Genomic DNA, 17,744 nt, shown 5'->3' on the forward strand with positions numbered 1-17,744 from the left:
TGCGTTAGATTGCCCTGTGCGTTGGCGGATAGACCTGAGGTACGACGGGACCGGATTCCACGGCTGGGCCAGGCAGGACGGGCTCAGAACCGTGCAGGGCGACTTCGAGCAAGCCCTGCGGACGGTTCTGCGGGCCGAGCAGGCCCCGACGGTGACCTGCGCGGGAAGGACCGACACCGGCGTCCACGCCCGCGGGCAGGTCGCCCACGTGGACCTGGACACCACGATGACCGCGCGGGAGTTGCTTCGCCGGCTCAACGGCGTACTGCCCCAGGACGTCTCGGTGACCTCGGTCGCCGAGGCCCCGGAGGGCTTCGACGCCCGGTTCTCCGCGCTGTTCCGCCGGTACGTCTACCGGATCTGCGACGACCCGATCGGCTGGGATCCGCTGCGCCGGCAGGAGGTCCTGCGGGTCGGCCGCGCGCTGGACGTGGACCGGATGAACGCCGCCTCCCAGACCTTGCTCGGCGAGCACGACTTCGCCGCGTTCTGCCGCAAGCGCGAGGGCGCCAGCACCGTCCGCGCGCTGCGGGACTTCTCGTGGGTCCGGGTCGCGCCGGGTCGCTTGGAGGGCACGGTGATCGCCGACGCGTTCTGCCACTCGATGGTGCGGGCGCTGGTCGGCTCGATCGTCCCGGTCGGCGACGGCCGCCGCGAGGTCGACTGGCCCGCCAGTGTGCTCGCCGCCCGCGTCCGCGACTCGGCGGTGGCGGTGCTGCCCGCGCACGGGCTCACGCTGGAGGAAGTGCGCTACCCGGCGGACGATCAGGTGGCGGCACGCGCCGTGGAGACTCGGCAGGTCCGTGGCGAGGTGCACCGACGTGGCTGACCACTTCTTCTCCGCCGATCCGGCCTCGGCCGACGTACGGCGTACTGTGCAGGCGCGGATCTGGGACCGCGACTACGAGTTCACCACGGCCAGCGGGGTGTTCTCCCGCGACCGGCTCGACCTCGGGACGTCGATCCTGCTGCGGGAGGTCCGGCCCGAGCCGGGACGCCGGACGATCCTCGATCTCGGTACGGGCTACGGGCCGATCGCGTGCGCACTTGCGGTCGAGGTCCCGGAGGCTGAGGTCTGGGCGGTCGACGTGAACAACCGGGCGCTCGAGCTCACCGCGCTGAACGCGACCGCGGCGGGAGTGGCCGATCGGGTCCACCCGGCGCAGCCGGACGACGTACCGGATGACGTGGTGTTCGACGAGCTCTGGTCGAACCCGGCGATCCACATCGGCAAGCCGGAGCTGCACAAGATGCTGCTGCGCTGGTTCGGCCGGCTGAAGCCCGGCGGAGTGGCCTGGCTGGTGGTCGGCAAGAACCTCGGCGGAGACTCGCTGCAGCGCTGGCTGACCGAGCAGGGCTACCCGTGCGAGCGGGTGGCCAGCGCGAAGGGTTTCCGGATCCTGAAGGCGACTGCAACGAACCCGGGCGGAACACCGTCCTGAGGGTATGGAGGCAGCCTTGGCAGAGCCGGTGACCACCGCCCTCGCGCTCGACTTCGAACTGTTCGTCACCGAACGGGCCGACGCGCTGCTGCGGTTCGCCTATGTGCTGACCGGCGACCAGGCGCTGGCCGAGGACGCCGTCCAGGACGCGCTGACGACCGCCTGTGCGCGCTGGGCCTGGGTCAGCCAGGCCGACGACCCCGAGGCGTACGTCAAGCGGATGGTGGTCAACGCGCACATCTCCTGGTGGCGCCGGTTCCGCCGCCGCGAGTCACCGGCCGCCGAGCCGACCCGGACCGCCGCACCCGCACCCGACGGTACGACGGACCGCGCGGAGGCGGAGGCGGTCTGGGAGCTCTGCAAGACCCTGCCCGACCGCCAGCGAGCCGCGGTCGTGCTGCGCTTCTACGAAGACCTGTCGTACGCGGAGATCGCCGTCCTGCTGCACTGCGCGGAGGCGACGGCCCGGTCGCACGTGCATCGGGCGCTCGCCGTACTCAAACAGACGCTGACCAAGGAAGGAGCCGAGGATGCCTGAGTACGACGACCAGGAGCAGGAGCTCGGCCCGACCCTGGCCGACGCCTTCCACACCAAGGCAGATGCCGCGCCGAGCCGGCACGGCAAGTCGATGGCCGACGAGGCCCGCCGCCGGCTCCGGCAGCGCCGGCGGAACCTGATGGCCGCCTCAGCCGCCGTGATCGCCGTTGCGGTGATCGGCGGCGGGGTGTGGACCACCCTGGGTTCGCCGACCGAGGTGGCGACCGGCAGCGCCGGCGCCGACAGCCGCGCCGGCGCTCCCGAGTACAACCACGACGAGCCATCGGCCGCTGGCGCTCTCGGCTGCGAGCCCCAGCCGGCGATCTTCGGCGGCGACGCCGGTCCGTCACCAGCCGTCGGCCTGGATCTCCGCACCCCGGTCTCCAGCCTCCAGGCCTGCCGCTACCGCCTGACCCCCGGCGCCACCGCCCTGATCGGCGCCGGCACCTTTCCCCAGAACATCGCCCAGCAGGTCGTCGACGCGATCAAGGTGCTGCCCGAACGCAATCCCGCACTGCCGGTGTTCAAGTGCACCCCCGAGGCGGCCCGCCCGTCCGAGGCGATCGTCCTGCGGTTCACCACCGCGCAGGACATCCGCGAGATCTGGGTCCAGTACGACGGCTGCGCGACAGCAGGCTTCCTCAACGGCCGGGCGACGTACGGCCTGTTCGCCGGCCCCCTCAAACTCTTCATGACCGGCGCCGTGCGTCCGTCCGGCGGGGTTTACCTCGACCACCTGAAGGGCTGGTAGCTACTCCCGCCCCTGATCAGGCCCCTGCTCCCGGCGGTGCGACAACCGCCGGACATTGCTCGGTACTGCGCTCGCCAAGTCGCTACCGCGATAGGTACTGGTCCGCGGGGTGCTTTCACCCAGGAACTTCCGCAGGTGATCCACCTCGGCGGCCTGCGACGGCTGCTCAAGGACCGCGTTGCGGTACTGGTCCTCCAGCCCGGCGGTCGTCGTGCTCAAGTCGATGACGGCCCGACCGGCAGCCTGACGCCCGCTGTTGGCCTTGGCCGCGGCGGTCAACTGGTCACTCACCTGGGCCGCGGCGGCGACGGCGAGATGGGGGCGCATCGTCCGGATCAGCTGGGTCCTGACCGCCGACCGATCCTCATCCGGCAGTACGTCGGCCAGCCGCTGATCGATCACCAAATCGGCGATCGCCGACCAGCGCTGGGCTCGATCGGCCTGGTCCATCCCGTCACGGACCTGCGCCGGGGACAGACCCGCGACGTCGGCGACACCGCGGACCAGTTCACCGGTCGCGGCCGTGTACGCCGGATAGGCGTCAGCTGAGTCCAGGCCGCGCAGCTCCGGTTGCGCCCGGTCCAGGCCGACGTCCCTGATCACGTCGTCGACGTTCTGGTGCGCCCAACTCTCGGTCAGCCCCTCTTCCAACGCCAACGTGTCCGGAGCGTAGACCGGGGTCGCGCCAGGAGCAGCTTCGTCCCCGAGCGCGTTGGTCAGGTGCTTGGCCTCGTGAACCGCGGTCAGTACGGCGTCCCTGGTATCGATCAGCTCGGTCGGCGTCAGCGGGCGGCCGGCGGTGTAGGCCCGTACGGCCGGTTGGAGAACCAACTGGCGGCTGAGAGTCATCGCGCCGTCGTCCAGAACGCTCCCGGCCACGTCCGGTTCCGTTTCCTCGTACAGGTCGCCGGTCCAGCGGGTCGGACGTCCGGTCAGCGTCTCGACCGAGCGGACGACGTTCTGCACCCAGCGGTACTCGTCGCTGTCGCGCGGGACGAGGCGGCCGACGCTCATCTGGAGGAGCTCTCCAAGTGATACTTCAGTCTCGACAGCGTGCTGTTGAGCCGTCGGATCGCGCCCGCCTCGATGCGCGGTGCCTGGGCCGCGAGCGCCCCGATCTCCCGGATGGCCTGCTCGATCTGCGGGATCCGGGTCTGAGCGGGTTCTTCGCTGTTGATCGCCTGCGCGAACAAGACCTGAGCCTGGTCGAACTGCTCGCTGGTTGCCGGAGGTGGTCCGGCTACGAGACGAGGCAGGGACCCGGCGCGGAAGAGGGCGTGTTCACGGTCACGCTCGTCCGGGATCTGCTCGGCCATCGCCTGCAGCCGGGAGGTCTCGGCCTCGATCAGTTCCGGAGCCGCGCCATCGAGGTTCGCGAGCAGTCGGTGCATCTCGGCCTGGAACGTCGCGTAATCGACCGGCTGGTCGTTCATCGGCTGCCTCCTTCGCTGCGGACCAAACGATAACTGGGTCGCGGGTGCGGGGGCAGGCGGTCAGACTGGGGGCATGGGTCACGTGGACGTCGCCGGGATCGGGTTCGAGTTGCCGGACGGGCGGGTGTTGCTGGACGACATCACGTTTCGGGTCGGGGACGGGGCCAAGGTCGCGCTGGTCGGGGCGAACGGGTCGGGCAAGACGACGTTGACCAAGATCATCGCCGGGGACCTGAAGCCGCACAGTGGCAGCATCGCGCGGTCCGGTGGGCTGGGCGTGATGCGGCAGTTCGTCGGGTCGGTGCGGGACACCTCGACGGTGCGCGACCTGCTGCTGGGAGTGGCGCCGGAGGCGATCCGGACCGCCGCCGCGAAGCTCGACGCGGCCGAGCTGAAGATGATGGAGGCCGACGACGAGAAGACCCAGCTGCGCTACGCCCAGGCCGTCTCGGACTGGGGCGAGGTCGGCGGGTACGACGCCGAGGTGCTCTGGGACGTCTGTACGTCGGCCGCCCTCGGCGTGCCCTTCGAGCGGTGCCGCTGGCGTGAGGTGAAGACCCTGTCGGGCGGCGAGCAGAAGCGGCTCGTCCTGGAGGCGCTGCTGCGCGGTCCGGACGAAGTGCTGATGCTGGACGAGCCGGACAACTACCTCGACGTACCGGGCAAGCGCTGGCTGGAGGAGCAGCTCAACGCGACGCAGAAGACCGTGCTCTACATCAGCCACGACCGGGAGCTGCTGGCCAACACGGCGACCCGGATCGTGACGGTCGAGCTCGGTGCGGCCGGCAACACGGCCTGGACCCACGGTGGCGGCTTCCGCACGTACCACGAGGCCCGGCGGCACCGGTTCGAGCGGTTCGAGGAGCTGCGCAAGGTCTGGGACGACGAGCACGCCAAGCTGCGCGCGCAGATGCTGATGTACAAGCAGAAGGCGGCGTACAACTCCGACATGGCCTCGCGCTACCGGGCCGCCCAGACCCGGCTGCGCAAGTTCGAGGAGGCCGGGCCGCCGGAGGCGATTCCGCGCGAGCAGAAGGTCAGCATGCGGCTCACCGGCGGCCGGACCGGCAAGCGGGCGGTGGTCTGCACCGGGCTGGAACTGACCGGCCTGATGAAGCCGTTCGACCTCGAGGTCTGGTACGGCGAACGCGTGGCCGTGCTCGGCTCCAACGGCTCCGGCAAGTCGCACTTCCTGCGGCTGCTGGCCAACGGCGGGTCCGACCCGGACGTCGAGCACCAGCCGGTCGGCGAGGTGGAGATCCCGTCGGTCGCGCACACCGGTGTCGCCAAGCTCGGTGCGCGGGTCCGGCCCGGCTGGTTCGCCCAGACCCACGAGCACCCGGAGCTGGCCGGCCGGACGCTGCTGGAAATCCTGCACCGCGGTGACGAGCACCGTGACGGCATGGGTCGCGAGCTGGCGTCGCGGAAGCTGGACCGCTACGAGCTGGCGCACGCGGCCGAGCAGAGCTTCGACAGCCTGTCCGGTGGTCAGCAGGCCCGGTTCCAGATCCTCCTGCTCGAGCTGTCCGGCGCGACGCTGCTCCTGCTCGACGAGCCCACCGACAACCTCGACGTGGAGTCGGCCGAGGCGCTGGAGGAGGGCCTGGACTCCTTCGACGGCACGGTCCTGGCCGTCACCCACGACCGCTGGTTCGCCCGCGACTTCGACCGCTACCTGGTCTTCGGCTCCGACGGTTCGGTCTACGAGTCGACCGAACCGGTCTGGGACGAGGGCCGGGTCGAGCGCGCTCGCTAGGGCCGGTCGATCCGGTAGACGACGTGCAGCGGGTCGTCGATCGGGTTGTCCGGCTCCATCGGCCCCTCGGCGACCCGGCGCAGGCCGGCCCGTTCCAGCGCCCGCCAGGAGTTCCGGTTCGCGGCCACGACAGCGACCAGTACGGCCGGCGTACCGGGCAGGTCGGTCCAGGTCCGCTCGACCATGGCGGCGATCATCGCCGTGCCCAGCCCCTGGCCGGTGTGCTGCTCGGCGCCGATGAAGTAGTCGATGATCACCGCGCCGTCCGGTACGTCGGTCAGCTCGGCGAACGACTCCAGTTCCTCGGGATAGTCCGCCAGCCGGCTGCGCTGGATCAGCCCGGCCGGTACGCCGTCCACCAGGAACAGGAAGTCCTCCGACGGTTCGGTGCCGTCGGCGCTCGCGCCGAAGTCGCGCTCGACGGCCTCCGGGCTGGTCTCGTGGTTCCACCAGCGCACGACGTGCGGGTTGGCCAGCCACTGGGCCAGCAGGGGGAAGTCGCCGCGAGTCACGCGGCGAAAGGTCAGGCTGGTCATTTCCGCACCCACCCGTCGGTGTAGGCGTTCCAGTGCTGCTCGGTCGCGGTGAAGTCGACGTAGATCGCGAGCCCGAAGTTCTGCTTGCCGGACGTGCCAAGGCCCAGGCGCGCACCGCGGACCGCGGCTTCGACGGTCTCCGCGTGACCCCAGTGGCTCGGATTGCTCTCCCAGTACGCCGGAAGGCCCATCAGCAGGTCGACACGGCCGGGGGTGACCTCCAGGGCCAGGCTGGTCTGTTGGGCGACGTAGCCGCCGTACAGGGACTCCAGGGGCATGGCGGTGTCGTACGACATCACGGCGATCTGCTCGACCCGGCGCGCCACCTCGCCGAAGTACTCCTGCGACCACCACTTGCCCTCGTCGGCGATCGCCAGCGGCACGGCGTTCAGGTTCCAGAGCGGGTCGATCTGCGCGGCCGCGACCGACAGCGGGACGCCGCGCTGGGCGGTGAGCTCGTGCACCTGCTCCAGTACGGCGAGGAACCCGTGAGACCCGGAGTGCACCGGCTCGAAGTCGAAGTGGATGCCGTCGAAGCCCTGGTCGAGCACGGCCGCCGACGACGCGGTCACCCGGTCGCGCACGGCCTGGTCGTCCAGGTCCATGCCGGGGTTCTTGGCCGGCTGGACGAGGTCGCCCAGCCAGGCCTGCACCCGTACGCCGGGCGCGGCCTTGCTCATCGCGTCGGTGAACCAGCGGGCCTTCGGCGAGACCTCCGCGAGCGGCAGACTGCCGTCGTGCTCCAGCGGCCCGGCGTGGACGTAGAGGTCGCGTACTCCGGTCGTGGCAAGCCGCGCAGCCAGTGCGGTGACGTCAGCGCTGGTCTTGCGGCCGTCCACCCAGGCATGGCCGAGCCAGACGGCGTCCCGGCCGCGGCTGACAGCCTGGGACGACGGGTCGCCGGAGTAGTGCACGCGGAGCGCCACGGCGTACGCCCCGAGCGGTACGGGGACCGCCAGCAGGAAGACCAGCAGCAGGACGACGACCACGCGCCGCCGGCGGGACCAGCGTTGCCAGCGCCGCTTCACGGGCGCGGCCGCAGTCCGTCGTACAGGACTGCCAGCATTCGGTCGCGGACCTCCGCGTCGAGACCGGACGCCGTGGCGCCGCGGGATGCGCCGACCAGCAGGGCGTAGACCTCGGGGAACTGGGCGTCGGCCCGGACGGCCCCGCTGTGCTGAGCCTTGGCGAGCAGTTCACCGAAGGCCTGACGCATCTCGACTCCGGCCTGGCGGGCGTGCTCGCCAGGGGTCGTGCCGGCCGCGCTGAGCGCTTCCGCGATCGCCAACTTGGAGCCCGCCTCGGCGACCACCTGGCCGAAGAACTCGAAGAACGCCGTCCCGGGGTCGCCTGCGCCGGCCAACTCGCGGGCGGTGTCGCGCAGCCGTTGCAGCCGCAGGGTGAGCACCGCCTCCAGCAGCTCCAGCTTGGTCGGGAAGTGCCGGAACACGGTCGCGATCCCGACCCCCGCCAGCTTCGCGACGTCGTCGGTCGAGGCAGCCGTCGACCGCCCGAACACCTGCTCGGCCGCGGTCAGGATCCGTTCGCGATTGTCCCGCGCGTCAGCTCGCACTCGCCCACCCTCCGTCGTCCCGCACAGCGTAGGAGACGCTCACCGGACCAATTCGGTTGTAACCGAAGTCGCCACTCCCTATATTCGGAGTCATCACTTCGCTCAGGGGGAGTCCATGACACCTGCCGAGGTTTTCCTCCGGCTGGTCCACGGCGTCGCCGCCGGTGACTATGCCGCCCTTCCCGACCTGTACGCCGAACAGATCGACGTCCGGCACCCGATGGCGCCCGGCGGCGACCACCCGTTGCTCAGCCGCGACGCGCTGCGCGAGCACTTCAGCGGCACCGGGCCGGCAGTCGCGCAAACCATCGAGTTCCGGCCTGACAACATCCGGATCCACCAGACCGCGGACCCCGAGGTGATCGTCGCCGAGTTCGAGTACGCGGGGGTCCGGCCGGCCGACGGCGCGACGTTCCGGGTGCCCTGCGTCTTCGTGCTGCGGGTGCGCGACGGCCTGATCGTGGAGTCGCGGGACTACGTCGACCATGTCGCGATGGCGCGGGCCCGGGGAACCCTCGACCAACTCTTCGACAGTGCCCGGGAACCGCGCGGCCCGGCCGTCGCGTCGTAGTCGGCAGAAGCGCAGCACGGCCCCGGTCCGCGGCAGTTCTGCCGGGCCGGGGCCGTCCCAATTGCTCAACCCTGTAAGCCTTTCAGGGGCGCGACGGTGAGTGCCTTGGCGGCGATCACCAGTCCGGCGGCCGCCAGTACGACGTCCTTCAGCACGTACTGCGCCTCCAGGGTCGGCGCGCCCGGAAAGAGGTCGCCGAAGAACAGCACCAGCGGCGACATGATGCCGACCAGCGCCATCCCGAGCACCAGCAGACCGGTGCGCAGGAACCTGCCGGTGATCAGCGTGAGCCCGATGAAGCACTCCATCAGCGCGGTCAGCAGGACGGCGTTGCGGCCTTCCACGACACCCAGAGTCAAGGTGTCGAGCGTGCGCATCACCAGCGCCTCGGCCGGACTCGCACCGGGGAAGAACTTCAGCAGGCCGAAGCCGAGAAAGATCAGGCCGAGGCTGATCCTCAGGATGTCGACGCTGCGCTGCCCGAGCCAGTCGGTCAGCCGGTTTCCCTTGTCCAGCAGGGTGTTCATGGTGGTGTCTCCTGTCATGGTCGATGTCCATGACAGCGTCGCGAAATCCACCCCGCGGCCGCGTCGGCCCGGCGGCGGCATCCGCCGTACGCCGGGCGGCGTACGGATCAGGGTCACCCTGAACCCTCAGGGAGCAGGCCGTGGGGACGGCAAAGGCCCCCACGCGATCGCGTGGGGGCCTTGGTCAGGCGAAGCTCAGCGCTCGCCCATCGGGACGTAGTCGATGCCGCGGGCACCGGTGTAGATCTGCTTCGGGCGGGCGATCTTCTGGTCGCTGTCGCCGAGGCTCTCCAGCCACTGCGCCAGCCAGCCCGACGTGCGCGGGATGGCGAACAGCACGGTGAACATCTCCGGCGGGAACTGCAGCGCCTCGTAGATCAGGCCGGAGTAGAAGTCGACGTTGGGGTAGAGCTTGCGGGAGACGAAGTACTCGTCCTCCAGCGCGATCTTCTCCAGCTCGACGGCGATCTTCAGCAACGGGTTGATCCCGGTCACCTCGAACACGTCGTCGGCGGCCTTCTTGATGATCTTGGCCCGCGGGTCGTAGTTCTTGTAGACCCGGTGGCCGAAGCCCATCAGCCGCTCTTCGCCGTTCTTCACGCCCTCGATGAACGACGGCACGTTGTCGACGGTGCCGATCCGGCGCAGCATCTTCAGCACCGCCTCGTTGGCGCCACCGTGCAGCGGGCCGTAGAGGGCGGCGATGCCGCCGGTGACCGCGCTGTACGGGTCGACCTGGGTCGAGCCGATCGCGCGCACCGCGTTGGTGGAGGCGTTCTGCTCGTGGTCGGCGTGCAGGATGAACAGGATCTCCAGCGCGCGCACCAGGCGGTCGTCGGCGGCGTACTTGGGCTCGCTCATCTTGAACAGCATCGACAGGAAGTTCGCCGCGTAGCTGAGCTCGTTGTCGGGGTAGACGTAGGGCTTGCCCTGCGCGTGCCGGTATGCGAACGCGCCCAGCGTCGGCATCTTGGCGATCAGCCGGCGGATCTGCAGCGCCCGCGACTCCTCGTTGAAGATGTCGCGCGACTCGGGGTAGAACGTCGACAGCGCGCCGACCGAGGCCAGCAGCATGCCCATCGGGTGCGCGTCGTACCGGAAGCCCTGCATGAAGGTCTTCAGGTTCTCGTGCACGAACGTGTGATACGTCACGTCGTGCGACCAGGCCTCGTACTCGGCCTTGTTCGGCAGCTTGCCGTTGACCAGCAGGTAGGCGACCTCGAGGTAGTTCGACTGCTCGGCGAGCTGCTCGATCGGGTAGCCGCGGTACTCCAGGATGCCCTTGTCCCCGTCGATGAAGGTGACCGAGGAGCGGGTCGAGGCGGTGTTGACGAAGCCGGGGTCGTAGGTGGCCAGGCCACCGTCTCCGTCGGTAGCGCTGATCTGCTTGAGATCTGCGGCACGGATGGTGCCGTCGGTGATGGCAAGGTCGTAGTCCTTGCCGGTCCGGTTGTCCCGGACGGTGAGCGACTGTTCGGTCACGGGTGCCCTCTTCGGAAGCTGGCGTCATCGCCGGAGCCAGTGAGGGTGATCGTCAGCCGGCGGGACGCGGTTCGGACTTCAATCTTCACCGCTAAACTAGTGCGGTCGGAGTTCGGTTCCAACCCGGGGTCCCCGGGCCTGTTGCGCTCACTTTGACCCCGACGTGTCCCCGCCGGTATTCTGGGCTGCTGTTGTGCGTTCCTGGTTGCACCGGTCCTCGGTGACACCGCTCGCCGACGCTTCATTTTTGTCAACCTCTGAGAAACGAAGGTCAACGACCGTGCGCACGTACAGCCCGAAGCCTGCTGACGTCACCCGTGAGTGGCACGTGATCGACGCCACCGACGTCACGCTCGGTCGGCTCGCCGTCCAGATCGCAACTCTTCTGCGGGGCAAGCACAAGCCGACCTTCGCCCCGCACATCGACGGCGGCGACTTCGTCGTCGTCGTGAACGCGTCCAAGGTCGCCCTGTCCGGCTCCAAGCGGACGGACAAGCTGGCCTACCGCCACTCGGGACACCCGGGTGGCCTGACAGCCACGCCGATCGGCGAGATCCTCGACAAGGACCCCCGCAAGGCCGTCGAGAAGGCTGTCTGGGGGATGCTGCCGAAGAACCGTCTCAGCCGGAAGCTGCTCAGCAAGCTGAAGGTGTACGCCGGTCCGGAGCACCCGCACACGGCCCAGCAGCCGAAGCCTTTCGAGATCACCCAGATCGCCCAGTAGAGCGATCGACGAGCCAGGTAAACGAGGATTTCCAGCGTGAGCGACGTCACCACCACCGAGACCGAGAACGACCTTGAGGTCCCCATCGACACCGAGGGCCCGGTCGCGTACACCTCCGAGACGAACCCGAGCCCGGAGCAGCGCGCCGAGTCCGGCCGCGTCGCGGTGATCAACCCGGCCGGCGCGACCGGTCGCCGCAAGGAGGCCGTCGCGCGCGTCCGCCTGATCCCCGGCACCGGCAACATCACCGTCAACGGCAAGCCGCTCGACGTCTACTTCCCGAACAAGGTTCACCAGCAGCACGTGAACGAGCCGTTCGTGGTCGCCGGTCTCGAGGGTTCCTACGACGTGATCGCCCGCATCAACGGCGGCGGCATCACCGGCCAGGCCGGTGCGCTGCAGCTCGGCATCGCCCGCTGCCTGAACGCCGCGGACGAGGAGGCGAACCGTCCGGGTCTGAAGAAGGCCGGTCTGCTCAGCCGCGACGCGCGGATCAAGGAGCGCAAGAAGGCCGGTCTCAAGAAGGCCCGTAAGGCTCCGCAGTACAGCAAGCGCTGATTTCCTGATGGCGCGTTTGTTCGGCACGGACGGTGTCCGTGGACTGGCGAACGTGGACCTGACCGCGGAGCTGGCGCTCGACCTTTCGGTCGCCGCCGCTCATGTACTCGGCGAGGCCGGTGCCTTCGAAGGGCACCGGCCACGCGCCGTTGTGGGCCGGGATCCGCGTGCCAGTGGTGAGTTCCTGGAAGCCGCCGTGGTGGCCGGTCTGGCCAGCGCTGGCGTCGACGTGGTCAGGCTCGGCGTGCTGCCGACCCCGGCGGTCGCGTACCTGACCGGTTCGACCGGTGCCGATCTCGGCGTGATGCTGTCGGCCAGCCACAACCCGATGCCCGACAACGGCATCAAGTTCCTGGCCCGGGGCGGGATCAAGCTCGACGACAAGATCGAGGACGCCATCGAGGCCCGGATGGGCGAGCAGTGGCAGCGCCCGACCGGCAAGGCCGTCGGGCGGGTGCTCGACGACGGTCAGGGCTTCGAGACCTACGTGGCGCACCTGGTCCGGTCCGCGCCCAACCGGTTCGACGGCCTCAAGGTCGTGATCGACTGCGCGAACGGTGCCGCGTCCCTGACGGCACCGGAGGCGCTGCGCCGGCTCGGCGCCGAGGTCGTCACGTACGCCGCGAGCCCGGACGGCCTGAACATCAACCTCGACTGCGGCTCCACGCACATGGAGGGGCTGCGGCGCGAGGTGATCGGCCACGGCGCGGACCTCGGTATCGCGCTGGACGGCGACGCCGACCGCTGCCTGGCGGTCGACGCCGGCGGCGAGCTGATCGACGGGGACCAGATCCTCGCCGTTCTGGCGCTGGCGATGCGCGACAGCGGGCGGCTGCTCAACGACACGGTCGTGGCGACCGTGATGAGCAACCTCGGCTTCGTCCAGGCGATGGTCCGGGAGCGGATCGCGGTCGAGCAGACCAAGGTCGGCGACCGGTACGTGCTGGAGGCGATGAAGGCCGGCGGCCACAAGCTCGGCGGTGAGCAGTCCGGGCACGTGATCCTGTCCGACCACGCCACCACCGGCGACGGCACGCTGACCGCCGTCATGTTGCTGGCCCGGGTCGCCCAGACCGGCAAGTCGCTGCGCGATCTGGCCGGCGTGATGACGCGCCTGCCGCAGGTCCTGGTCAACGTCCCGAACGTCGACAAGACCCGCGCCGGCACCGACCCGACGGTCCAGTCCGCCGTCACCGAAGCGACCCGGCGTCTCGGCGACACCGGCCGCGTCCTGCTCCGCCCGTCCGGGACCGAACCGCTGGTCCGGGTGATGGTCGAGGCCGAGTCCTCCGACACCGCCCACGAGGTCGCCCACGCGCTGGCCGACGTCGTCGCGGGCGCACTGAAGCTCTGAGCACGAACGCACGCCCCGGCGTACTCCGTACCTGGAGTTTCGCCGGGGCGTTCGTCGTCGTCGCGGCGCTCGTCGCCGCCGACGGGTTCGCCACCGGTCGCCCGGTGATGGCCGTCGCCGCGATCGCCGGCTTCGGAATCCTCGCCGCGATCATGTCCCCGCTGGCCTTCCCCCGCTCGACCACAGCCGCCGAGGCCCAGCGCCGCGCCACCGCCGACGGCCGCCCGATCATCTACTGGCGCCCCGGCTGCAGCTTCTGCCTCACCCTCCGCCGCAAACTCGGCCGCCACGCCCGCAAGGCGCACTGGGTCAACATCTGGTCCGACCCCGAAGCCGCCGCCGTCGTCCGGTCTCTCGCCGACGGCAACGAAACCGTCCCCACGGTCGTCACCCCCGACGAACACCAGGTCAACCCCAACCCGACCTGGGTCCTGAACCACCTCCGCTGAACCGCGGTCAGGGCAGCGGGTCAGCGCCTCACGGTCCCGACGGTCTGCCCCGAGAGTCCCTCGGCATGGCGCCCACGAAGGCGCGCCGAAGGTTGCAGGATCCCCGTCACCGCCTGCGAAGAACTTCGGCACGCGTCCGCGCGTTCTCGATGCGTTCCGGCGTACGCCTGCATTGGGTGACGGAATCGTCAAGCGACGGGACCGGATCGCCGCCGTCGTCGGCAAGCTCGACATCGCGGCGATTGTGGTCGTTGGTACGCCGATGACCAGGACCAAGCAGGAGCGGGCGCGGCGGTGCTGCCTGGAGCGGTTGCTCTACGAGTTGGACGATCTCGGCGTGCGGGAGGTTTGATTGGACTCGCGTCGTGAGGTGCAAGACGGACGGGACCTGGCATTGCTCGACAGCGCACGTGACAAAGGCACGTGTCCGATGTCGTGGTGCACTGTGGCCGGAAAGCGCGAAAGCTGGGGCCCGTCGTTCCGGCGGGGAGCCCAGCTTCACTTCTCTCCAAGCAGCACCTGGGGAGCTGGTTCAAGCCTTGCACATGCGCGGGTGCGTGGTAGCCAGATCAGTGACCTGCCCCGATCCGCACGGTCAGGGGAGCAGCGACACCTGGTAGTGGTTGATCAGCCAGGCGTCCGCGGTCTTCTTGAGCAGCAGGCTGAGGTTGACCGTTTTGGTGGGGCGGTCGGTGAAGGCGAAGTCGACGGTGAGGTAGCCGAGGATCAGGTCGTCGGTCAGCTGCTTGGATTCGAGGATCTTGTATGTCGCGGTCATGCCGAGGGGCTGGGCGGCGTAGTAGGTCGCGACGCCCTGCGGGCCGACGGTGTACGGGTGCAGGCCCTGGAAGATCGCGTCGTCGGTGAAGTTCGACGCGACGCGCTCGGGGTCGTGGGCGTCGACGGCGTCGCGCCACTGGTCGGCGACGGTGGTGAGGATCTCGGTGGTGGTGGACATGGTGAGTCTCCTAGCGGTGAGAAGCGGTGGCTGTGGTGGCTGCGACGGTTACCAGCGCGGCGCCCAGCAGGAGCGGGGTGTGGTAGCCGTGGTGGAGGAACGGGTTGACGGCGAGCGGGCCGAGGACCTGGCCGACGCTGTAGCCGGTGGTGAGGATCGCGACCGAGCGGGCGATCCGCAGGTGGGCGCCGATCGAGAGCACAGTGGTGTTGACGCCGAGGAACGTCGCGCCGAACAGCGTCGCCGAGATCAGCGCCGGTACGACGCCGCCCGCGACGGCCGGCAAGGCGATTCCGACGGCCTGGACGAGCAGGGCGACGACCAGCAGCGACCGGCGCGACCACGTGTGGCTGAGCCAGGCCCAGAAGGCGGACGACGGCAGAGCCGCCAGGCCGACGAGGATCCACGCGCCGGTCCCGGCCCAGCCCGGTGCCGTCTGTTCGATCGCGGCGACGAGGAACGTACCGGCGATGATGTAGCCGACGCCTTCGAGCGAGTAGCTCACCAGCAGGAAGGCGAAGGAACGTCGCGCGGTGGGATCGGGCCGGACCTGCTCGGACCGGGCCGACGAACCACTGGTGTGCAGTGGCCAGGCGAAGGCGGTCAGCGCGGCCGTGAGGGCGGCCGCGCTCCACCAGGCCTGCTGCCAGGTGCCCGTCGCGCGAATCGCCAGTACGGCGGCGCCGGACAGCGCGATCCCGGCGCCGACGCCACCGATCGCCCAGCCGACGGCATGCGGCGGGAGATCGGTGAGCATCGTCGTCGACGCGGAGACGAAGATCATCGCGCTGGCGACGCCCGCGATCAGCCGGAGCGCCGACCACCCGGTGGCGTTCGTTGCTATCGGCATCAAGGCGAGCGTGGCGACGAGGAGGAGGAGGGACAGCCGCAAGGTCGCCCGCGAACGAACCAGCCCCGGTACGGCGATCGCCGCGACCGCGCCGACCAGGTAGCCGAGGTAGTTCGCCGTGGCCAGCCCCGCGCCGAGTCGCGGGGACAGGCCCATCAGCGGGAGGATCGGGGTGTACACGAAGCGGCCGATCCCCATCCCCGCCGCCAGCGTCGCCGCGCCGCGCGCGGCGATCCGCCACGGCGGCACGCCCGTCGCCGGCGCAGAGGTCGGGAAGGCGCTCATCCCTTCCTCCTCCTCTCCCAGCAAGCTCAGTGGCCCGCGCTCTGGCCGCCGTCGACGTGCAGGACCTCGCCGGTGGTGAACTGCGCGTTCTCCAGGTAGAGCACCGCGTCGGCGACCTCCTCGACCGTGCCGATCCGGCCGACCGGGTGCAGGCCGGCCAGTGCCTCGTGCGTCTCGGCCGGGTGCATCGGGGTCTCGATGATGCCCAGGGCAACGGTGTTGACGCGGACGCCGCGCGCGGCGTACTCGATCGCGAGCGACTTGGTGACGGCGTTCAGTCCGCCCTTGGTCAGCGAGGCCAGCGCGGACGGTACGGAGGTGTTGGCGTGGTCGACCAGCGACGTCGAGATGTTGACGACGTGACCGCCGCCGCCGGCCAGCATCGCCTTCACGGCATGCTGGGTGATTTCGAAGAACCCGCGCAGGTTCACCTCGGTGACCCGGTCGAAGTCCTCGTCGGTGTACTCGGTGAACGGCTTGGCGACGAAAATGCCCGCGTTGTTGACCAGGGTGTCGACCCGCCCGAACTCGGCCAGCGCGGCCTCGATCACCCGGCTGCCGACGCCGACGGCGGAGATGTCGCCGGGCACGGTCAGCACCAGCGGATCGCCGGACGGGGTGATGGAGCGCGAGTTGGCGACCACGGCGTAGCCGAGCTTGCGGTACGCCGTCACGAGCCCTTCGCCGATGCCCTGCGAGGCGCCCGTGATGACAACTACCTTTTGTGTGTTGGTGTCCATGTCTTGAGCGTTGCTCGCGCGCGGGCGATTCAGAACGACCGAGTTCCTCTCTGCTGGGAGGCTGCGGCTCCGACCCCCCGTACGATCGGGGCGTGGAACTGCGCCAGCTCCGGTACTTCGTCGCGGTCGCCGAGGAGCTCAACTTCGGCCGGGCCGCCGCGCGCCTGCTGATCGCCGGCCCGTCGCTGTCGCAACAGATCAAGGCGCTGGAACGCGATCTCGGCGTTCAGCTGTTCGAGCGCGACCGGCGGTCGGTGACGCTCACGCCGGCCGGCGAGGCGCTGCTGCCCAAGACCCGGGCGCTGCTCGAGCAGGCCGACGCCTTACGCCGTACGGCGGCCGGTCTGGAGGGCGCGGACTGCGTGCGGCTCGGATATGTGAGCTGGCACCCGAAGGACCTCGTCACCCGGACGACGGGCGTCGCGCACCTGATCGTCGATCCGTGGGTGATGCCGTCGCACACCCAGGCGAGCCGGGTCGCCGACGGCAGCATCGACCTGGCGATCTGCTGGATCCGCACCGAGGACCTCGCCGAGCAGGGGCTCCAGGCCCGGCTGATCGGCGCCGACCGCCTGTTCGCGCTGAGCGTCACCCGCGGCACCAAACCCGTCAGGGCCAAGGACGCCATCCTGCTGGTGGACGCCAACAGCTCGGCCTGGTCGTCGTGGAACGCCTATGCCGAGGAGTTCGCGGCCGCCACCGGCGCCGGGATCGAGCGGATCAACGACGAGGGCATCACCGGTCCGGCGTTCTTCGAGCACGTCCGCCGGCTGCGCCGTCCGGTGATCAGCTCGCCGAAGCGCACGGGCATCCCGCTGCCGCCCGATCTGACCCAACTGGCGGTCGTCGACCCGTCGCCGTGCTGGACCTGGGCGCTGGTGTCGCGCCGGGACGAGACCCGCGCCCCGGTCCTGGCCGCGATCGAGGCCCTCGTCCTGGACGGCGAACGCCACGGCTTGGACGACGACGGCATCTGGCTTCCGGCCGCCGATCCGTTCCGGCGATGACGAGCGCGCGGCCGGCCGCGGATCCGTTCCGCTGACGCCCGAAGTTCAAGCGGGCGTTGGGTGCGGTGTGTTGCCGCGTGATCACGGCCCGGGCAGGATGAAAAGTCCTTTCCTCTTGACCCACCTCGGTGACGTGGGTAACTTTCGCGTTCAGGGGGACGGATGTAATTCAATTACCTGAGGGGTCGGTCATGTCCGCGTTGCGCCGCT

Annotated in this window: 22 protein-coding genes; 12 read left to right on the forward strand and 10 right to left on the reverse strand. The window is 69.9% G+C overall.

Features of this window, described 5'->3' with window-relative positions; genetic code table 11:
• Window positions 1–16 precede the first annotated feature (16 nt).
• Genes truA through BWI15_RS37870 form a run of 4 tightly spaced genes read left to right on the forward strand, consistent with a single transcriptional unit; the run spans window position 17 to window position 2,731 of the window.
• On the forward strand, window positions 17–829 hold the full coding sequence (gene truA, locus BWI15_RS37855; RefSeq protein WP_077019255.1) for a tRNA pseudouridine(38-40) synthase TruA: 813 nt from the start codon (window positions 17–19) through the stop codon (window positions 827–829).
• Entirely contained in the window at window positions 822–1,442 is a 621-nt protein-coding gene (locus BWI15_RS37860; RefSeq protein WP_083751217.1) for a class I SAM-dependent methyltransferase, read from the forward strand. The genes truA and BWI15_RS37860 overlap by 8 nt, the downstream gene beginning before the upstream one ends.
• A gap of 16 nt (window positions 1,443–1,458) precedes the next feature.
• Window positions 1,459–1,980, forward strand: a complete 522-nt coding sequence (locus BWI15_RS37865) for a SigE family RNA polymerase sigma factor (RefSeq protein WP_237771623.1) — start codon at window positions 1,459–1,461, stop codon at window positions 1,978–1,980.
• Window positions 1,973–2,731 (forward strand): hypothetical protein, encoded by a 759-nt coding sequence (locus tag BWI15_RS37870; RefSeq protein WP_077019257.1) that lies wholly within the window; start codon window positions 1,973–1,975, stop codon window positions 2,729–2,731. The genes BWI15_RS37865 and BWI15_RS37870 overlap by 8 nt, the downstream gene beginning before the upstream one ends.
• On the opposite strand, the gene BWI15_RS37875 is transcribed toward BWI15_RS37870, so the two are convergent.
• The gene (locus BWI15_RS37875; protein ID WP_077019258.1) at window positions 2,732–3,745 is read right to left on the reverse strand and encodes a hypothetical protein; all 1,014 of its coding nucleotides are present in this window, start codon (window positions 3,743–3,745) and stop codon (window positions 2,732–2,734) included.
• The gene (locus BWI15_RS37880) at window positions 3,742–4,164 is read right to left on the reverse strand and encodes a hypothetical protein (protein ID WP_077019259.1); all 423 of its coding nucleotides are present in this window, start codon (window positions 4,162–4,164) and stop codon (window positions 3,742–3,744) included. Before BWI15_RS37880 ends, BWI15_RS37875 begins: the two co-directional genes overlap by 4 nt.
• A 73-nt stretch (window positions 4,165–4,237) precedes the next feature.
• Here BWI15_RS37880 and BWI15_RS37885 point away from each other — a divergent pair, with 73 nt between their 5' ends.
• Window positions 4,238–5,920, forward strand: coding sequence for an ABC-F family ATP-binding cassette domain-containing protein (locus tag BWI15_RS37885; protein ID WP_077019260.1), 1,683 nt, complete (start codon window positions 4,238–4,240; stop codon window positions 5,918–5,920).
• Here BWI15_RS37885 and BWI15_RS37890 read toward each other — a convergent pair.
• From BWI15_RS37890 to BWI15_RS37900, 3 genes are read right to left on the reverse strand one after another with little or no spacing between them, the layout of a single operon-like run.
• Window positions 5,917–6,456 (reverse strand): GNAT family N-acetyltransferase, encoded by a 540-nt coding sequence (locus BWI15_RS37890; RefSeq protein ID WP_077019261.1) that lies wholly within the window; start codon window positions 6,454–6,456, stop codon window positions 5,917–5,919. The two genes, BWI15_RS37885 and BWI15_RS37890, sit on opposite strands and share 4 nt — an antisense overlap.
• Window positions 6,453–7,484, reverse strand: coding sequence for a glycosyl hydrolase family 18 protein (locus BWI15_RS37895; protein WP_237771624.1), 1,032 nt, complete (start codon window positions 7,482–7,484; stop codon window positions 6,453–6,455). The genes BWI15_RS37890 and BWI15_RS37895 overlap by 4 nt, the downstream gene beginning before the upstream one ends.
• Window positions 7,481–8,029 (reverse strand): TetR/AcrR family transcriptional regulator, encoded by a 549-nt coding sequence (locus tag BWI15_RS37900; protein ID WP_083751218.1) that lies wholly within the window; start codon window positions 8,027–8,029, stop codon window positions 7,481–7,483. Before BWI15_RS37900 ends, BWI15_RS37895 begins: the two co-directional genes overlap by 4 nt.
• A 115-nt stretch (window positions 8,030–8,144) precedes the next feature.
• Here BWI15_RS37900 and BWI15_RS37905 point away from each other — a divergent pair, with 115 nt between their 5' ends.
• The gene (locus tag BWI15_RS37905) at window positions 8,145–8,600 is read left to right on the forward strand and encodes a nuclear transport factor 2 family protein (protein WP_077019263.1); all 456 of its coding nucleotides are present in this window, start codon (window positions 8,145–8,147) and stop codon (window positions 8,598–8,600) included.
• A 65-nt stretch (window positions 8,601–8,665) separates the two neighbouring features.
• Here the strand turns inward: BWI15_RS37905 and BWI15_RS37910 are convergent, their stop codons facing one another.
• Together BWI15_RS37910 and BWI15_RS37915 are read right to left on the reverse strand one after the other, a co-directional pair.
• A complete protein-coding gene (locus BWI15_RS37910; RefSeq protein ID WP_077019264.1) occupies window positions 8,666–9,127 on the reverse strand; it encodes a DoxX family protein in 462 nt (153 codons plus the stop codon).
• Window positions 9,128–9,322: 195 nt separating this feature from the next.
• Window positions 9,323–10,609, reverse strand: a complete 1,287-nt coding sequence (locus BWI15_RS37915) for a citrate synthase (protein WP_077019265.1) — start codon at window positions 10,607–10,609, stop codon at window positions 9,323–9,325.
• Window positions 10,610–10,889: 280 nt separating this feature from the next.
• Here BWI15_RS37915 and rplM point away from each other — a divergent pair, with 280 nt between their 5' ends.
• The 5 genes from rplM (at window position 10,890) to BWI15_RS37940 (ending at window position 14,046) form a co-directional block, all read left to right on the forward strand.
• The gene (rplM, locus tag BWI15_RS37920) at window positions 10,890–11,333 is read left to right on the forward strand and encodes a 50S ribosomal protein L13 (protein ID WP_077019266.1); all 444 of its coding nucleotides are present in this window, start codon (window positions 10,890–10,892) and stop codon (window positions 11,331–11,333) included.
• Window positions 11,334–11,369: 36 nt separating this feature from the next.
• Window positions 11,370–11,891, forward strand: a complete 522-nt coding sequence (gene rpsI / locus BWI15_RS37925) for a 30S ribosomal protein S9 (protein WP_077019267.1) — start codon at window positions 11,370–11,372, stop codon at window positions 11,889–11,891.
• Window positions 11,892–11,898: 7 nt separating this feature from the next.
• Window positions 11,899–13,245 carry a phosphoglucosamine mutase gene (gene glmM / locus BWI15_RS37930; RefSeq protein WP_077019268.1) on the forward strand — a complete coding sequence of 449 codons (1,347 nt, stop codon included), beginning with the start codon at window positions 11,899–11,901 and terminating at the stop codon, window positions 13,243–13,245.
• Window positions 13,246–13,352: 107 nt separating this feature from the next.
• Complete coding sequence (locus BWI15_RS37935; protein ID WP_083751219.1) at window positions 13,353–13,694, forward strand: glutaredoxin domain-containing protein; 342 nt, start codon at window positions 13,353–13,355, stop codon at window positions 13,692–13,694.
• A gap of 172 nt (window positions 13,695–13,866) precedes the next feature.
• Window positions 13,867–14,046 carry a hypothetical protein gene (locus BWI15_RS37940; RefSeq protein ID WP_077019270.1) on the forward strand — a complete coding sequence of 60 codons (180 nt, stop codon included), beginning with the start codon at window positions 13,867–13,869 and terminating at the stop codon, window positions 14,044–14,046.
• Window positions 14,047–14,289: 243 nt separating this feature from the next.
• Here the strand turns inward: BWI15_RS37940 and BWI15_RS37945 are convergent, their stop codons facing one another.
• The 3 genes from BWI15_RS37945 to BWI15_RS37955 are packed head-to-tail and all read right to left on the reverse strand — an operon-like array spanning window position 14,290 to window position 16,527.
• The gene (locus BWI15_RS37945) at window positions 14,290–14,652 is read right to left on the reverse strand and encodes an SgcJ/EcaC family oxidoreductase (protein ID WP_077019271.1); all 363 of its coding nucleotides are present in this window, start codon (window positions 14,650–14,652) and stop codon (window positions 14,290–14,292) included.
• A 10-nt stretch (window positions 14,653–14,662) separates the two neighbouring features.
• A complete protein-coding gene (locus tag BWI15_RS37950) occupies window positions 14,663–15,787 on the reverse strand; it encodes a YbfB/YjiJ family MFS transporter (protein ID WP_077019272.1) in 1,125 nt (374 codons plus the stop codon).
• 26 nt (window positions 15,788–15,813) lie between these two features.
• Complete coding sequence (locus BWI15_RS37955; protein ID WP_077019273.1) at window positions 15,814–16,527, reverse strand: SDR family NAD(P)-dependent oxidoreductase; 714 nt, start codon at window positions 16,525–16,527, stop codon at window positions 15,814–15,816.
• A 92-nt stretch (window positions 16,528–16,619) separates the two neighbouring features.
• Here BWI15_RS37955 and BWI15_RS37960 point away from each other — a divergent pair, with 92 nt between their 5' ends.
• Complete coding sequence (locus tag BWI15_RS37960) at window positions 16,620–17,534, forward strand: LysR family transcriptional regulator (protein WP_077019274.1); 915 nt, start codon at window positions 16,620–16,622, stop codon at window positions 17,532–17,534.
• The last annotated feature ends 210 nt before the right edge of the window (window positions 17,535–17,744 follow it).

Origin of the sequence: Kribbella sp. ALI-6-A (assembly GCF_001984195.1) — a bacterium.
GTDB lineage: Bacteria > Actinomycetota > Actinomycetes > Propionibacteriales > Kribbellaceae > Kribbella.

Bases quoted from the DNA above. Each gene is read 5' to 3' on its own strand.
- BWI15_RS37870 (WP_077019257.1), top strand. From the start codon at position 1,973: ATGCCTGAGTACGACGACCAGGAGCAGGAGCTCGGCCCGACCCTGGCC.
- BWI15_RS37875 (WP_077019258.1), bottom strand. From the start codon at position 3,745: ATGAGCGTCGGCCGCCTCGTCCCGCGCGACAGCGACGAGTACCGCTGG.
- BWI15_RS37880 (WP_077019259.1), bottom strand. From the start codon at position 4,164: ATGAACGACCAGCCGGTCGATTACGCGACGTTCCAGGCCGAGATGCAC.
- BWI15_RS37885 (WP_077019260.1), top strand. From the start codon at position 4,238: ATGGGTCACGTGGACGTCGCCGGGATCGGGTTCGAGTTGCCGGACGGG.
- BWI15_RS37890 (WP_077019261.1), bottom strand. From the start codon at position 6,456: ATGACCAGCCTGACCTTTCGCCGCGTGACTCGCGGCGACTTCCCCCTG.
- BWI15_RS37905 (WP_077019263.1), top strand. From the start codon at position 8,145: ATGACACCTGCCGAGGTTTTCCTCCGGCTGGTCCACGGCGTCGCCGCC.
- BWI15_RS37910 (WP_077019264.1), bottom strand. From the start codon at position 9,127: ATGAACACCCTGCTGGACAAGGGAAACCGGCTGACCGACTGGCTCGGG.
- glmM (WP_077019268.1), top strand. From the start codon at position 11,899: ATGGCGCGTTTGTTCGGCACGGACGGTGTCCGTGGACTGGCGAACGTG.
- BWI15_RS37935 (WP_083751219.1), top strand. From the start codon at position 13,353: ATGGCCGTCGCCGCGATCGCCGGCTTCGGAATCCTCGCCGCGATCATG.
- BWI15_RS37945 (WP_077019271.1), bottom strand. From the start codon at position 14,652: ATGTCCACCACCACCGAGATCCTCACCACCGTCGCCGACCAGTGGCGC.
- BWI15_RS37950 (WP_077019272.1), bottom strand. From the start codon at position 15,787: ATGAGCGCCTTCCCGACCTCTGCGCCGGCGACGGGCGTGCCGCCGTGG.
- BWI15_RS37955 (WP_077019273.1), bottom strand. From the start codon at position 16,527: ATGGACACCAACACACAAAAGGTAGTTGTCATCACGGGCGCCTCGCAG.